Consider the following 16,166-nt stretch of genomic DNA (forward strand, 5'->3'; position numbering starts at 1 on the left):
AATATTCATTCTTCCTCATTACGCTTCTTGAGCCCTATAATCATCTTATGTGTCTCATCCATCATATTATCAAGGGCAGCACTCTGGTCTGCGCATTGCTTGAGTCTGTCAGAAATCTCACTGTACTCATCATACATCTGCAGATTCTTCTTATACCTTATCTTATGTTCAAGACTTGCCCAGAAATCCATGGCAATTGTTCTTAACTGCACCTCAACTTTCATAAAGCGCTTCTCATTAAGCAGGAATATAGGTATCTCAACTATAAGATGAAGGCTTCTGTATCCGTTATCCTTAGGATGCTTTATATAATCCTTAACTTCGAGGACCTTAACATCATCCTGCTTGGCAAGGCTGTCGGCAAGCATGTATATATCTTCCTGAAATGCACATATTACACGTACACCTGCTATATCAAACAGATTCTTCTCAATAGATGCAACGTCCATTGGAATATTCTTACGCTGAAGCTTCTCTACTATGCTCTCAGGTGACTTGAGCCTTGACTTGATTGTCTCAATAGGATTAGACTCACGTCCTCTTGAAAGCTCTACGTTAAGCACGTTAAACTTAGTCTCAACTTCCATTATGGCACATCTGTAGTATGCCATAAGTCTTCCGTATTCACTCGCATCTGATCGTATATTCTTAATAATATCAAGGAGCTGGTCATTCACATTAATACTGAGTGCCATAAGCTCGTTATCATCAACCACTTTTCTTTCCTCGCAATCAAATTCTTTTTGCGAATATATTTTATCAAATTCCACACTACTTTTCCATAGATATTTGCATTTTAATGCATTTTACAAACTTTTTTCACAAATCACATGCAAAGCAAAAATCTCCCCAAAGCATTCATCTTACGACTATGCTTTGGGGAGACCGGCAATTATTCAATATTCCGGGCTATATTAACAGGCTGCGTGCCGGCTGTTACTGTATAGCTTTGAAAGCGCCCTCAAGGTCCTCAATAATATCATCAATATGCTCTGTACCGATTGAGAGGCGGATTGTGTTAGGCTTAATTCCCTGATCTGCAAGTTCTGCCTCGTTAAGCTCTGCATGTGTTGTTGAAGCAGGGTGGATTACAAGACTCTTAACATCTGCAACATTAGCAAGAAGTGAGAATAACTGAAGGTTATCAATAAACTTCTTAGCTGTATTATCATCGCCCTTAATCTCAAATGTAAATATAGAACCGCCACCGTTAGGGAAATATCTCTTATAAAGTTCCTGCTGCTTTGGATCATCTGACACTGAAGGATGGTTAACCTTCTCTACAAGCGGATTGCTGTTAAGGTACTGTACAACCTTAAGTGCATTCTCTACATGACGCTCAACACGGAGTGAAAGTGTCTCAAGTCCCTGAAGGAATATCCATGAGTGAAGAGGTGAAAGCGTTGCACCTGTATCACGAAGAAGTATCGCACGGATTCTTGTAACGAATGCTGCAGGACCTGCTGCCTGTGCAAAGCTGATTCCATGATAGCTTGGGTTTGGCTCTGTGAGCTGTGGGAACTTACCTGAAGCTGCCCAGTCAAACTTACCGCCGTCTACTATAACTCCACCGATTGTTGTTCCATGTCCGCCAATGAACTTGGTTGCTGAATGAACAACGATATCTGCTCCGTGCTCAATTGGTCTGATAAGGTATGGTGTACCGAATGTATTATCAATAACAAGCGGAATCTTATGTGCATGTGCAATTGCCGCAACAGCTTCAATATCTACAACTTCTGAATTAGGGTTGCCAAGTGTCTCAATATAAAGAGCCTTAGTATTGTCCTGAATTGCTGCTTCAAAGTCAGCCGGATCTGTAGGGTCTACGAATGTAGTTGTTACACCGTAATCAACAAGAGTATGTGCAAGAAGGTTATATGTACCGCCATAGATATTCTTTGCTGCTACAATGTGGTCTCCGCTAAGTGCAAGATTCTGGATTGTATATGTAACTGCTGCTGCGCCTGATGCTGTAGCAAGTGCTGCCACACCGCCTTCAAGAGCTGCAATTCTTCTCTCGAATACATCCTCTGTAGGGTTAGTAAGTCTTCCATAAATATTACCTGCATCCTTAAGTGCAAATCTGTCAGCAGCATGCTGTGAATTGCGGAATACAAATGATGATGTCTGGTAAATAGGTACAGCTCTTGCATCTGTTACCGGATCAGGCTGCTCCTGTCCTACGTGAAGCTGTAATGTCTCGAATCTGTAATTTCTGTTATCTGCCATAGTCTTTTTCTCCTCCATAAATGTTTTAATCAGATTATATTATATAGTTATCAGACTTCTCCATCTGCCACTGCACCAGATCCTGAAGTGTGATATTATCTACAACACTCTTTATCGCGTCATTAAGCTTTTCCCAAAGAATCAGTGTTACGCATTCATTCCGCCTCTCACAGTCATTCGGTTCATAGTCAAGACACGCTACAGGGGCAAGACTGCCCTCCGTGAGCCGCAGAATCATTCCCACAGTGTATTCCTTCGGCTCACGGTTAAGCATGTATCCGCCCTGCGGACCTCTGATGCTTCGCACAAAGCCCGCCTTATTAAGTATCGATATTATCTGCTCAAGATATTTGTCTGATATTCCCTGTCTCTTCGAAATATCCTTAAGCCTTATCGGCTCTCCATTATTATTGACGGCAAGGTCAAGCATCATTCTGAGCGCATATCTTCCTCTTGTTGAAATCTTCATTCTTTCACCTCTTCACTGCATCTGTTTAACGGTTGAACAATGCAGTTGAAAGGTATCTGTCACCTGTATCAGGAAGAAGTACTACTATATTCCTGCCTTTATTCTCAGGTCTCGCCGCAACTATCTCTGCCGCATGAAGTGCTGCTCCCGAAGATATACCTACAAGTATTCCTTCAGCCTTGGCAAATTCACGACCTGCATCAAATGCATCCTCATTCTCAATTGTTACTATTTCATCATAAATCTTGGTATTAAGTACATCAGGAACAAATCCGGCACCAATTCCCTGAATCATATGAGGGCCGCCCTTGCCTGTTGAAAGCACCGGTGAACCCGCAGGTTCTACTGCTATAACCTTAATATCAGGATTCTTAGACTTAAGGAATTCTCCGATACCTGTAACTGTACCACCTGTACCTACACCTGCGATAAATATGTCTACATTGCCTTCTGTATCTTCCCATATCTCAGGTCCTGTTGTAGCCTTATGTGCTGCTGGATTGGCAGGATTAACAAACTGTCCCGGTATAAATGAATCAGGTGTCTCCTTAGCCAGTTCTTCAGCCTTAGCAATTGCACCCTTCATACCCTTAGAACCTTCTGTAAGAACAAGCTCTGCACCATAAGCCTTAAGGAGGTTTCTTCTCTCAATGCTCATTGTCTCAGGCATTGTAAGAATTATTCTGTATCCTCTTGCTGCTGCGATTGAAGCAAGCCCGATTCCTGTGTTACCGCTTGTAGGCTCGATTATAACCGAACCTTCCTTAAGGATTCCTCTCTGCTCTGCATCATTAATCATTGCAAGTGCTACTCTGTCCTTAACGCTTCCTGCAGGATTAAAGTATTCAAGCTTGGCGAATATGTTAGCTTCAACACCTCTCTTCTTCTCAAAATTATTAGCATGTAAAAGTGGTGTCTTACCTATAAGTTCCGCTACGTTCTCATAAATCTTTCCCATGGTATAATTGTCTCCTTTCAATCCCCTGAATATTCAATGAACCATATAGAAATTCCTTTTCCCTATTCTCATATAATTCATACTGAATTAATATGAAATCTATGTTTAGGATTATACCATGTACAAAGCATTTGTCAATACTTATTTCAAAAAATATTTCACGAAAAATATTTCATTAAGTTTTTAATGTTTTTCCGCTCATCCCAGCGCTACGTCAAGCATCATCATTACAGTAAAACCAAGTCCGAACATAAGGGTCGCCGCATTGCTGTGCCTGCCTGCCGACATCTCAGGTATCAGCTCTTCTACCACGACATATAACATTGCCCCGGCAGCGAATCCAAGAAGATACGGCAGGGCCGGAATGACCAGCCCTGCCGCAATTATTGTAAGAACAGCTCCTATAGGCTCAACCACTCCTGACAGTGCCCCATACAGAAATGCTTTCCATGTTCCTACTCCTTCTGATTTTAATGGCAGGGAGATTATCGCACCTTCAGGGAAATTCTGAATTGCAATTCCAAGAGAAAGCACCACTGCTCCCGTCAGGGCTATCTGTGTACTTCCCGCAGCCCAGCCTGCATAGACAACTCCTACTGCCATTCCTTCCGGTATGTTATGCATTGTAACTGCAAGCACCAGCATTGTTGTCTTTTTAAGCTTACTTCTGATTCCCTCTGCCTCATCGCTGTACATATGCAGATGTGGGATGATATGGTCCAGCAAAAGCAGAAAAAGTATTCCTGCCCATATTCCGGCAAACGCCGGTGCAAAAGCCAGTCTTCCCATCGACCCGGACGCTTCTATCGCCGGAATTATAAGACTCCATATTGATGCTGCTACCATAACTCCTGCCGCAAAACCCGTAAGTGCTTTCTGTATTCTCTCATTCATGGCATTTTTAAGTAAAAATACGCTTGCAGACCCGAGTACTGTTCCGGCAAATGGTATAAGCACGCCTTTTATAACTTCTGCATTAATGTAATTCATATATTAAAGCTTTGCAAGACTGCTGCCAAGTTCGCGGCAGACCTTAAGATCTGCATCTTCCGGCATCTCCTGGCAGATTGCACTCTCCCCTCCTATAACATTGGCTCCTGCTGCCTTCATTCTGTCTGCCCATGTTCTCATCCATTCGCCGTCTCCCCAGCCATATGAGCCGAAGAGTGCGATTGTCTTGCCTGCTGCAATCTTTTCAACTTCACTCACAAACGGTTCCATCTCTGAATCCTCAAGCTCTTCTGCACCCATTGCAGGGCATCCGAGTGCAAATCCGGCTGCATCCTTTATATCACCGATATTGGCTGAGCCTACCTCCAGAACATCCGCCTGTGCTCCTGCCTCCTCAATTCCTGCTCCGATGGCGTTAGCCATTGCCAGTGTGTTGCCTGTCTGGCTCCAGTAGATTACATATACCTTTGACATTTTCAAATCCTCCATATAATTTTCTTTATCTATGCATATACGGCAATAATCTGCCTCATATCCATCCCGCCTGATATTTTCTCAAGGATATCCTGTTTTGCTTTTTCAAAGCTGTCAAACAGCCTGCATTTCTCTTCCGGCTTATCATAAACCTTCCAATACCCTGTATATAATGACTCCTGTCCCCGTTTCTCAATAAAGCCTTCCACATCCTCCGCCGGATAATCAAGGAGAAGTCCAAGCTCATGTGGAAAATCTTTATTATCGGAAATATATCTTCTGTATCTTGTTTTGAATACAGGAAGTATCTTTTCAAGTTTACAGTCTTCATATCCGAATTTCTTCATAAGTTCCGATGTATGTTCACTTTCAAGATACGCTCTCAGTTTTTCTTCATTATACATAAGCATCGTAATTCTTGTGTCTGTCATCACAAGTACATAACAGCTTATCTTAGTTCCTTTTATTATCTGCATAAGCTGCCTGTAATATCCACGGTCAATCGTCATCAGATTCGATGCTTTAAGCCCCGCAATAAGAGGAGCGCACTGCATTGCCGTCTGTGTATTCAGATTGTTGAGACTAAGCTTTTTTATAAGCTCATATACTTCGCTGCTCATGTGTCGGACTCCTTTCTGTCTTTTAGTTAGTTATAACTAACCTTACAGTTAAATAATAACCGCATTGCTGCTTTTGGTCAACACGGCTATTATTAGTAATTTCTCAATTCAGGCAAAATTGACCTGCAATTGAAAAATATTTGATATGTAATTTACATTATTACGCTCGTCGGAGTTCCCTTGTACCAGTTAATAAGATTGTCCGCAGCTATTTCTATTGCCCTTATCTTAGCTTCGGGAGTTGCAAATGCAATATGCTGCGTTATTCTTGTCCATTTTCATTCTGCCGTAATATGATACATCCAGTTCCGGACATACTGACAGTTTTTCTTTCCAGATATCAAGCAGCTTTTCTCTTGTGAGGCAAGCACTTCCCTTAATGCATCAAGGAATATCCTGTTCTGATGCGGCAGCCCTATTGTCACTCTCATATACATCCGAGACATGCCGTAATATCCTTATTTGCCACACTGTAGCCCACACGCAGTCCCGCCATCCCGTATATCTTGGAAAATGTCCTGAGCACTATTACATTATTTCTGTCATTTACAAACCTGAGTGCGCTCTCATAATTTTCCTCTGTAATCCAGTCATAATACGCCTCATCTATCACGCATATTACATGTGGAGGCAGCTTTTCCACAAATTCATCAAGCTTCCTGTTATCAACCAGCGTTCCTGTCGGACTATTAGGGTTACATATAAAAACCAGCTTTGTTTTGTCCGTAATCGCATTATATAATGCATCAAGGTTCGTACTGACACCATCTGATGAATGTGCTTCGGCAAGCTTTGCACCGAATCGGAACGGGAGCTTATAATAAAGCATATAAGTTGGCGAACATACAAGCAGTTCATCATCATGATTGAGAAATGTTTCACATATTGTCTGTATTGCCGCATCCGCACCGCAGTACATTGTCACACATTCCGGTTCTTTCCCCACATATTCTGCCACTTTTGCCTTAAGTGCAAGCACAACCGGACGCGGATACAGATGTCCGCGTTTTATCTCATCATGCTAAAATATAAAAGCTCGACAATTATGCCGGCATGGAAATGCTTACGAATGGCTACGATTGAAGGTGCACGTGCAATAGGCATTGACAAGCTTGTCGGTTCAATTGAAGTCGGTAAGCATGCGGATATAATATGTGTTGACCTAAACACTCCAAGTATGGCTCCGGTCTACACAACTCCTATGCGTAACATGGTTCCTAATCTTGTATACAGTGCGCGCGGCAATGAAGTTGCAACTGTTATTGTTGACGGACGCATACTTATGGAGGAACACGTACCGGTGACCTTCAACGTACAGGAAGTAGTTTCCAATGCACAGCATCACGCCGATATTATAGGCGAAAAAGCTGCTCCGCTGTTCAACGAGATTCATGGAATGAACGCAATATATATGGAGGAAGACAAACTTTAACCATAAAAAGCCGGATGCAATAATCAATTGCTAATTTATATTGATTATTCTGTCCGGCTTTTATCATGTTCTTTTAATAATTACTACTCATCTCATGCATCATAATCATCAAGGAAATGATGTCTTACACCCTTCTGCTTGTATCCGACAACTGTATCAATATTAACATTCTCAACGCTCTTGAATATATTGCCTTCCACAAATGGATTAACTTCCTTAAGGCTTCTTATGAGTTCCTTGACTTCAACTCTCTTGGAACGGTTTTCATTATTATTACATGTTGTACATGTGTCCGTAAACTTACATGCACACTGTATAAAATGCAGGTTATTGTAGTCTCTCCATGCCTTAATATCATCTTCCCTTACAAGATATAACGGACGTATCAGTTCCATTCCCTCAAAATTCGTACTGTGGAGCTTAGGCATCATAGTCTGTATCTGCGCTCCATAGAGCATTCCCATAAGAATCGTCTCAATTACATCATCATAATGATGTCCGAGTGCTATCTTGTTGCAGCCAAGTTCCTTTGCATAACTGTAAAGATGTCCTCTTCGCATCCTTGCACACAGATAACATGGTGACTTCTCTATATGATATACTGACTCAAATATATCTGATTCAAATATCGTAATCGGAATATTGAGATTACGCGCATTATCCTCTATTACCTTACGGTTTTCAGGGCTGTATCCCGGATCCATTACTATGAACTTAACCTCAAAAGGAAACTTGTTATGAATCTTCAATTCCTGAAACAGCTTGGCCATCAGCATTGAGTCCTTGCCACCTGATATACATACGGCAATTCTGTCACCTTTCTTAACGAGCTCATACTGATTAATCGCCTTGGTAAACTTGCACCAAATTGATTTGCGGAACTTCTTACGGATGCTCTGTTCCACATCCTTGGCAAAGTCCATTGCCTGCTTCTGCTTTATGTCATCAAGCAGCCATGCAATATACCCGCCTTCAAGACTTACGGCATCCAGCCCTTTTTCATTAAGCTCGTCAGCCACATCCTCACTTATTCTTCCATGCATGCAGCATATGACAAGCTTTTTTGAAAAATCTATATTCTCATTATCCATGATATCTTCCGCATGTACACATATTGCTCCCGGCATTGCGCCGCTGTCTATGTCTGATTCATCCCTGATATCTATTATACTGTAGGTATCCTTGTCAAGCTTCTTTAATTCTTCTAATGTTATTCCCATCATCTTCTCCGTTCCTGCTGATATATATTCAGATTTCTTTTAACAGTATGGCTCTTGCCACCCCGCCATACTTTTTCTTAACTTTCATTATTCTGTATCCGCTTCCCCAAAATGTATTCAGGCTTGGTTTGTTATACGGAGCTGCCGTTGCCATAAGATACCTGTATCTGTTATTATCAATCTGCCGTTCGCCTTCTTCAAGCATTCTCTTTTGCAGATGATGCCCCCTGAACTTACTCCGTACAACAACTGTATCCATATGCACTACTTTTAAAAGTTCTTCCTTAGTAAGTCCTATATCATTACCAAGATTATCTTCTGATTCCCCGGGATATTCAAAAACAAATATTCCTGCCGGTTCCATTGTCATACTTTCTTTGTGATATGCAATAAGTGCAAATCCCGTATCTTCAATATTACGCCTCACATAGTCAATATCACCGCATACAAGGACTGACTTATCTTCAAGCCCGGAATACACTTCCATCATCATGTCATATATAAGACCGGCATCATCCATTGACGCACGGCATATTACAAAATCATCATTATAATAATTATATTTTTCTTCCATAAATGCTCCTATACTGATATAAAATATCACATCTGATGTACTATGTACAAGATTTCCATGCAACATTCTTTAAAATACTGTATAATGATACTGTTGACTTTTGTATCCATCATATTATATCAGAATATTCAGATAAAGGACCGGTACGCAATATGACATTACAGCAGTTAAGATATATCATAACAGTAGCTGAGACTGGAACTATGACTGAGGCTGCCAACGCACTGTTTATATCACAGCCAAGTCTTTCCAATGCAATACATGAGCTTGAAAAAGAGATGGGCATCAGGATATTCGACCGTACTAACAAAGGTATCATTGTATCAAAGGACGGCGAAGCCTTCTTAGGTTATGCCCGGCAGGTTGTAGAACAGGCTAACCTCCTTGAGGACCGATACAAGCATGGCATTGGCGGCAAGCAGAGATTCTGCGTATCAACCCAGCATTACTCATTCGCTGTCAACGCTTTTGTTGATCTGATAAAGCAGTTCGGTCATGACGAATATGACTTTAGTATCCGTGAGACCCAGACTTATGAGATCATAGATGATGTAGCCAAGATGAAGAGTGAAATCGGGGTTCTGTATCTTAACAGCTTCAATGATACTGTTCTTTGCAAGATACTGAAGGCCAACGGACTTGCCTTCAATGAACTGTTTGTGGCACAGCCTCATATATTCATAAGCAGGCACAACCCTCTTGCAGGCAGGAAATCAGTTACAATGGATGAACTTGCGCCTTATCCTTATCTCTCATTCGAGCAGGGTGATCACAATTCATTCTACTTCTCGGAAGAGATATTCAGTTCTGTTGAGCGTCCAAAAAACATACGTGTACGTGACCGTGCAACATTATTCAACCTTCTCATAGGTCTTAACGGCTATACTGTATGCAGCGGAATAATCGATGAAGAACTCAACGGTGCTGATATTATTGCAATTCCTCTCGAAGCTGAAGGCAATATGCGCATAGGATACATAACACATGAAAAATGCATTCCAAGCCGTCTCGGAGAAGTATATATTGATGCATTGAAGCGTTACTGCCTGTAATTGTCATAGCTTTTTTCTATATCAAACTGTAATTCAAAAGTATTTTTCTTATATCCGTTTTCAATCTATAATACATTCTGACAACACTCATACCAATCCCAATTCTGCAGGCACAAAGTGCCGCAGATATTCATGACCTTCCGATTAAGTTCTGATATAAACACAATTCATGAAGGCTCCGTGGATTCGTATGGCAATAATAACAGGGATACATATGTAATTCCCGGACAGGAGTATAAAATTGAAAACATCAGTTATTGGTTACCCACGAATCGGTTCACTTCGTGAACTTAAATTTGCAGAAGAAGCATATTTCAGAAATGAGATATCTGAAACCGAACTCCGCCAGACAGCCGGCACACTTCGCAGGGCTCACTGGCAGTCACAAAAAGATGCCCTTATTGACTATATACCATGCAATGACTTTTCATTCTATGACACAGTCCTTGACACCGCAGTTTTGTTCAATGTAATACCGGCAAGATATAAAGCTCTCGGCCTCTCCGTTCTTGACACCTACTTCTCAATGGCACGTGGTTATCAGGGCTCTAATGGTGATGTCAGAGCTCTTGCAATGAAAAAATGGTTTAATACTAATTATCACTATATCGTTCCCGAAATCGATGATGATACAACAATACAGCTTACAGGCACAAAACCTCTTGATGACTATCTTGAAGCACGCAAAGCCGGAATTAATGCCAAAGTCGTAATCACAGGTGCTTATACATTCCTTAAACTCGCAAGATATACAGGACAATATTCTGCAGAGCATTATGCCGGTGATCTTATAAATGCATATATTGAACTGATTGGCAAATGCTCCGGGGCCGGTGTATCATGGATCCAGTTTGATGAGCCATTCCTTGTACATGATATGAATGATGCTGATATTAAACTATTCAGCAGAATATATGATTCTATTCTTGCCAATAAGCAGAATTGCAATATTCTCTTGCAGACATACTTCGGAGACATACGCGATATATACAGCAAAGCCGTAACAATGCCTTTTGACGGAATCGGTATTGACTTTGCAGAAGGCCGTCAGTCATTATCGTTAGTAGAAAAGTATGGCTTTCCTTCTGATAAACTGCTTTTTGCAGGTCTTGTCAACGGAAAAAATATATGGAAAAATCATTATGCCGTCACTTTAGACACTCTCACATTGCTCAAAAAGCTCACAGGTGATAATAATAATATAGTTCTCGGTACATCGTGTTCTCTCCAGCATGTACCTTACACACTGGCTAATGAAAGCATACTCGGTCATGAATACACAAGCCACTTTGCTTTCGCAGTGGAAAAGCTTGATGAACTCCGTGAATTAAAGGTTCTTGCTGACCTTGATTCTTATAATGATATTCCTGAATATGCTGCCAATTGTGAATTATTCGCCAATGGCCGTAACTGCGGCAATGAGGCTGTTGCAAAACGCCTTACGGAAGTGACTGACAATGAGTATACACGTCTTCCAAAGCGTGCCGAACGTCTTAAAATTCAGAAAGATACTTTCAGGCTGCCTGTACTGCCAACAACTACAATAGGTTCCTTCCCGCAGACAAAGGCTGTCAAAGCTAACCGCTCTGCTTACAAAAAAGGCAGAATATCAAAGGAAGAATATGTTGCATTCAACCGCAGCAAGATAGCTGAATGTGTCAGGCTTCAGGAAGATATCGGCCTTGATGTACTTGTTCATGGCGAATATGAACGTAATGACATGGTTGAATACTTCGGCGAATGCCTTAACGGATTCCTATTCACCGAAAAAGCATGGGTACAGTCTTATGGTACACGTTGTGTTAAGCCCCCTGTAATATGGGGTGATATCTCAAGAGAAAAGCCTATGACTGTTGATTGGTCAGTATATGCCCAGTCTCTTACCTGCAAACCTATGAAGGGTATGCTTACCGGGCCGGTTACAATACTCAACTGGTCATTTCCAAGAGAAGATATCTCACTTAAAGACTCTACAATGCAGATTGCACTTGCCATCAGAGATGAAGTGCTTGATCTTGAAGCCAACGGTATCCGCATTATCCAGATTGACGAAGCTGCTCTTAGAGAGAAGCTTCCTCTCAGGAAAAGCGACTGGTATGATGATTATCTTGACTGGGCAATTCCTGCCTTCAGGCTTGTTCACAGCGGAGTGAAGCCTGATACGCAGATCCACACTCATATGTGCTACAGCGAATTCACAGATATAATTCCGGCAATAGAAGCTATGGATGCTGATGTAATAACATTTGAAGCATCACGCTCCGATCTTCAGATTCTTGACGCATTAAAAGCTGATAACTTCCAGACTGAAGTCGGTCCCGGTGTATATGACATCCACTCTCCAAGAATTCCTTCAGTTGAAGAGATTAAGGCTGCCGTTAACAAAATGCTTACAAAAATCGATTCAGACAAGCTCTGGATAAATCCTGACTGCGGTCTCAAGACACGTGGAGAGTACGAGACAAAAGCCAGTCTCATCAATCTGGTTGAAGCTGCAAGACAGCTTCGCAACGAATTGAAATAATATTAATATACGTTATCGTTCTGCACTCATAAATGTACGATATCTTAATGGCATCATTGTCATCTGCTGCCTTCTGTTGCGGCGTTCTTCTATTGAGACTGAATTTAAAAAACTGCTCCACAGTTTTTTAAATTCAGTCTCATCTGCTGATTCGGTTGTCAGAGCCGCTATACTGTCACCTGATATTCCCATCATAATAACAGGTTCCATATATGCCCTATGAATTGCAGCACATCCCCGGTTCACATCTGCTATAATCCAGTTCTCCTGTCTTAATCTGTCCGCAAAATGATCTGCAATCAGCGGCACAATATTATTCTTCGGAGCAATCCGTGCTACAAGCACTCCGTTCACATTCTCTTCAAATCTTACAAATCCTGTATACTTATGAGCTTCCCTTCCTGCGTATTCAGACATTCTGCACACAGCATTCACATCTTCATCCTGCCTGTAATCAATTACTGATGCTCCCATTCTAAAACCCTTCCGTAAGAATCTGTATATATGCTCTGCCTTATCAGCCCCATCTGATAAAGCCGCCCGCCATACTATGTTATAGACTTCTTCCGACAGCCTGTTCCTTATAGTATCAGCTACTTTTAAAGCAATCCCATAATCTGCCTCAACATCGGCATACTGTACAAAAAGCCTCATCGTTGCACATATATTAAGCTCTACACTGCTTCTCGATGTTCCATATTCCCATGCCTTATATATAGCTGTAAATATTCCATCAACACTGTCCTCACAACGGAATATCATGCGTTCTTCTGCCATAACTTAACGTCTCCAATCGTATCATCAAACAGCGAAAGCTGCCGGTAACTATGATGATGCTCTATCTGATAATTATTAAGCTTCTCCACGCCAATAAGTCCATTCGTTATATAGTCCTCATCTATTCTCGTGTTGTACATCATTCTGCCATTACATGTTATAAAATACAGTGCCCTCTTAAGCACAACTCCCATCTTCTTCAGATCGTCGAATCCCAGTATGGCACAACGTCTTGCCTTAACAATTCTCCTTGCGGATGTAACACCTATTCCCGGGACTCTTAGAAGTGTGTAATAATCTGCTCTGTTAATCTCTACCGGAAACAACTCAAGATGGCTTATTGCCCAGTCACACTTAGGGTCAAGCAGCACGTTAAAGTTAGGCTTCTGTTCTGATAACAGTTCATATGACTTAAATCCATAATACCGCATAAGCCAGTCAGCCTGATAAAGTCTGTGTTCCCTGAGAAGCGGCACACCTTCGCCATCAGGCTGTGCCGGAAGGCTGCTGTCATGATTGACATTGATAAATGCAGAATAAAATACTCTCTTAAGATCAAACTTCTGATACAGAGCTTCTGCCACTGTGACTATATGATAATCCGATTCCTCAGTTGCGCCTATTATCATCTGTGTACTCTGACCTGCCGGTGCATATCTTGTATTGGCACCTCTCCCCTTAACTACAGACAGTGCTCCTCCGGGTGATATGTCATTAATATTATGGAGCATGCCGCCATGTTCCGACAGAATGCTGTCAGACATCTCTGCCCTGACATCGGCTGATGCTTCTGCCCCGCCATGTAATGATGCCTTACCATAATGTGCCGAATCTTCCCCAAGCAATATATTGCCATTGGCTATAATCTGCTTCTGTATTCTACGCATAGGCGTAAGAATATTCTTCCTGCTCTTATGTGGTGCAAGCTGCTTGAGACCATCTGCCGTCGGCAGTTCAAGATTAACACTCATCCTGTCCGCGTACCATCCCGCGAGATCTATGTAATCCTGTGAGGCACCCGGGATACCTTTAAGATGAATATAACCACCAAAATTATATCTGCTTCTGAGCATAATTACGGTCTCACACATAAGTCTCATGGTATTATCCGGAGAACCGATTATTCCTGAGCTTAAGAAAAGCCCTTCTATATAATTACGTCTGTAAAACTGCATGGTAAGTGTACATATCTCTTCAGGGGTAAAAGCTGCCCTTACAACATCATTAGATGAACGATTGATACAGTACCGGCAGTCGTATATACACTCATTGGTAAGCAGTATCTTCAGCAAAGAGATGCATCTCCCATCAGACGAAAAACTGTGGCATATTCCACATGCAGCCGCATTACCTATGCCCATGCCGTTGTTCTTCCTGTCAACTCCGCTGGATGTACATGCCACATCATACTTAGCTGCATCTGACAATATCTCCAGCTTTTGTTGTAATGACAATTGTTCCTGTATTACCATATTACGCTCCGTTTCATGATTCAAAACAAATATTTGCAAAATCTGTTATATGCATATTATCCAAACTCAGGTAATCGAATATCTGTTCTTTATAAAGTAATATTAACGCAGTGCTATGGTTTTGTCAATATTAATGCGAATATTTGTTTGCCATTATTTTACATTTTGGACCTACATTTTGGGATTACTAAAAAGACTAAAAAGATTTGTTATTTGCAGACTGAATATATTCTTTTCACGGAAATTTATCTTTTGTATTCTATGAATCTTCAGTAATGTATTAACGCCTGTCAGGATCCGCTAAAATCACAGAAAAGCGTCAGCCATTGCATCATGCCTGCAACAGCTTTATATACTATAGCAGAAATTTTTGCTCTTGTGTTGCTTTTGGCACCAATTGCAGTTTTCAGGTCACCAATTGTTTATTCATCACCAAAAACGCCCCGTTTTATAATCTCTGGTTGTCTTTTAAAGGTCAATTTTTTTATTTTTTTCGCTGCCAATACCAAACTTGCATGCATATAATAAATAAAGACAAAAAGGAGCATCGATATTGGATTATGAATATGCTGTTATCGGCGGAGATAAAAGACAGGTATATCTTGCCGATGAACTTGTATCGCGCGGTCACAGCGTTATATCTTTTGGACTCGAATGCACTGCCGACCATGCGGCATTCTGGGAGATAGCCGCCGGTTCATCCAAATATATAATATGCCCGGTTCCCATTACATCGGATTTTTCCGTTTTTGAGTCAAAGCTTGCTAATACTGATGTAACTATCCGGATGCTTGTTAATCAGCTTCATCCCGGGCAGCATCTTATCGCAGGCTGCATAAGCCCACAGCTTAAATCAGAACTTACTGCAAAAGATGTGTCTGTATATGACCTTATGAAAAATGAAAATCTGGCAATATATAATTCCATCGCAACCGCAGAAGGCGCATTGTGTGAGGCCATAAAAGGAAGTCCTGCTAACCTGTGTAAAAGCCGTTGTGCAGTCCTTGGTTACGGTCGCTGCGGCCGCGCAATTGCAGACCGTCTTAGCGGCATGCACTGTATTACAGACATATATTCCAATGACAGCCGTGAACTTGCTATGGCCGGCTCATTCGGATATTGCTGCCGTACAATATCCAGTTTTGGTCAGAATGCTGCCGTATACGACTTTATTTTTAATACTGTCCCATCCGGTATAATCACCTCAGACATAATACGCACGCTCAATAAAAACACCACAATTATAGATATAGCCTCAGGTGGAGGAACAGATTTCAACGCTGCCGGCATTGCCGGTATTAATGCACATCTGTATCCCGGACTTCCGGGGAAATACGCCCCCATGTCAAGCGGCATAATGCTCGCCGGAATAATAGACTCACTGACATCCGAATGTAATAATTTGTAGTAT

At 41.5% G+C, this 16,166-nt stretch carries 16 protein-coding genes; 4 read left to right on the forward strand and 12 right to left on the reverse strand.

The features are described from left to right. Positions 1–5: 5 nt before the first annotated feature. The 8 genes from NQ488_09975 to NQ488_10010 all read right to left on the reverse strand — a co-directional run bounded on the left by NQ488_09975 (position 6) and on the right by NQ488_10010 (position 6,650). Positions 6–770 carry a GTP pyrophosphokinase family protein gene (locus NQ488_09975; protein UWN94903.1) on the reverse strand — a complete coding sequence of 255 codons (765 nt, stop codon included), beginning with the start codon at positions 768–770 and terminating at the stop codon, positions 6–8. A gap of 166 nt (positions 771–936) precedes the next feature. After that, positions 937–2,250 carry an O-acetylhomoserine aminocarboxypropyltransferase/cysteine synthase gene (locus tag NQ488_09980; GenBank protein UWN94904.1) on the reverse strand — a complete coding sequence of 438 codons (1,314 nt, stop codon included), beginning with the start codon at positions 2,248–2,250 and terminating at the stop codon, positions 937–939. A 16-nt stretch (positions 2,251–2,266) separates the two neighbouring features. Further along, positions 2,267–2,701: an Rrf2 family transcriptional regulator gene (locus NQ488_09985; protein UWN94905.1), complete on the reverse strand. Its 435-nt coding sequence runs from the start codon at positions 2,699–2,701 to the stop codon at positions 2,267–2,269. A 25-nt stretch (positions 2,702–2,726) separates the two neighbouring features. Continuing rightward, positions 2,727–3,659 (reverse strand): cysteine synthase A, encoded by a 933-nt coding sequence (gene cysK / locus NQ488_09990; protein ID UWN94906.1) that lies wholly within the window; start codon positions 3,657–3,659, stop codon positions 2,727–2,729. 198 nt (positions 3,660–3,857) lie between these two features. Next, complete coding sequence (locus NQ488_09995) at positions 3,858–4,649, reverse strand: ZIP family metal transporter (GenBank protein UWN94907.1); 792 nt, start codon at positions 4,647–4,649, stop codon at positions 3,858–3,860. A gap of 3 nt (positions 4,650–4,652) precedes the next feature. Next, positions 4,653–5,084: a flavodoxin gene (locus tag NQ488_10000; GenBank protein ID UWN94908.1), complete on the reverse strand. Its 432-nt coding sequence runs from the start codon at positions 5,082–5,084 to the stop codon at positions 4,653–4,655. 29 nt (positions 5,085–5,113) lie between these two features. Then, on the reverse strand, positions 5,114–5,704 hold the full coding sequence (locus NQ488_10005) for a DUF3793 family protein (GenBank protein ID UWN94909.1): 591 nt from the start codon (positions 5,702–5,704) through the stop codon (positions 5,114–5,116). 427 nt (positions 5,705–6,131) lie between these two features. Then, the gene (locus tag NQ488_10010) at positions 6,132–6,650 is read right to left on the reverse strand and encodes a histidinol-phosphate aminotransferase family protein (protein ID UWN94910.1); all 519 of its coding nucleotides are present in this window, start codon (positions 6,648–6,650) and stop codon (positions 6,132–6,134) included. A gap of 123 nt (positions 6,651–6,773) precedes the next feature. Between NQ488_10010 and NQ488_10015 the strand changes: the two genes are divergently transcribed. Continuing rightward, the gene (locus NQ488_10015) at positions 6,774–7,136 is read left to right on the forward strand and encodes an amidohydrolase family protein (GenBank protein UWN94911.1); all 363 of its coding nucleotides are present in this window, start codon (positions 6,774–6,776) and stop codon (positions 7,134–7,136) included. A gap of 92 nt (positions 7,137–7,228) precedes the next feature. Here the strand turns inward: NQ488_10015 and NQ488_10020 are convergent, their stop codons facing one another. Together NQ488_10020 and NQ488_10025 are read right to left on the reverse strand one after the other, a co-directional pair. After that, positions 7,229–8,356 (reverse strand): ATPase, encoded by a 1,128-nt coding sequence (locus tag NQ488_10020; protein UWN97142.1) that lies wholly within the window; start codon positions 8,354–8,356, stop codon positions 7,229–7,231. A 28-nt stretch (positions 8,357–8,384) separates the two neighbouring features. Then, on the reverse strand, positions 8,385–8,930 hold the full coding sequence (locus NQ488_10025; protein UWN94912.1) for a hypothetical protein: 546 nt from the start codon (positions 8,928–8,930) through the stop codon (positions 8,385–8,387). A 152-nt stretch (positions 8,931–9,082) separates the two neighbouring features. On the opposite strand from NQ488_10025, the gene NQ488_10030 reads away from it, so the two are divergent. Together NQ488_10030 and metE are read left to right on the forward strand one after the other, a co-directional pair. Then, complete coding sequence (locus NQ488_10030; GenBank protein UWN94913.1) at positions 9,083–9,982, forward strand: LysR family transcriptional regulator; 900 nt, start codon at positions 9,083–9,085, stop codon at positions 9,980–9,982. A gap of 241 nt (positions 9,983–10,223) precedes the next feature. Further along, complete coding sequence (metE, locus tag NQ488_10035) at positions 10,224–12,506, forward strand: 5-methyltetrahydropteroyltriglutamate--homocysteine S-methyltransferase (protein ID UWN94914.1); 2,283 nt, start codon at positions 10,224–10,226, stop codon at positions 12,504–12,506. Between the two features lie 12 nt (positions 12,507–12,518). Here the strand turns inward: metE and NQ488_10040 are convergent, their stop codons facing one another. Together NQ488_10040 and NQ488_10045 are read right to left on the reverse strand one after the other, a co-directional pair. Next, a complete protein-coding gene (locus NQ488_10040; GenBank protein ID UWN94915.1) occupies positions 12,519–13,283 on the reverse strand; it encodes a TIGR03915 family putative DNA repair protein in 765 nt (254 codons plus the stop codon). Next, positions 13,265–14,755 carry a putative DNA modification/repair radical SAM protein gene (locus tag NQ488_10045; protein UWN94916.1) on the reverse strand — a complete coding sequence of 497 codons (1,491 nt, stop codon included), beginning with the start codon at positions 14,753–14,755 and terminating at the stop codon, positions 13,265–13,267. Before NQ488_10045 ends, NQ488_10040 begins: the two co-directional genes overlap by 19 nt. 553 nt (positions 14,756–15,308) lie before the next feature. Here NQ488_10045 and NQ488_10050 point away from each other — a divergent pair. Continuing rightward, the gene (locus tag NQ488_10050; protein ID UWN94917.1) at positions 15,309–16,163 is read left to right on the forward strand and encodes a dipicolinate synthase subunit DpsA; all 855 of its coding nucleotides are present in this window, start codon (positions 15,309–15,311) and stop codon (positions 16,161–16,163) included. The last annotated feature ends 3 nt before the right edge of the window (positions 16,164–16,166 follow it).

Origin of the sequence: [Bacteroides] pectinophilus (genome assembly GCA_025146925.1) — a bacterium.
In the GTDB taxonomy this organism is placed as follows: Bacteria; Bacillota; Clostridia; order Lachnospirales; family Lachnospiraceae; genus Bacteroides_F; species Bacteroides_F pectinophilus.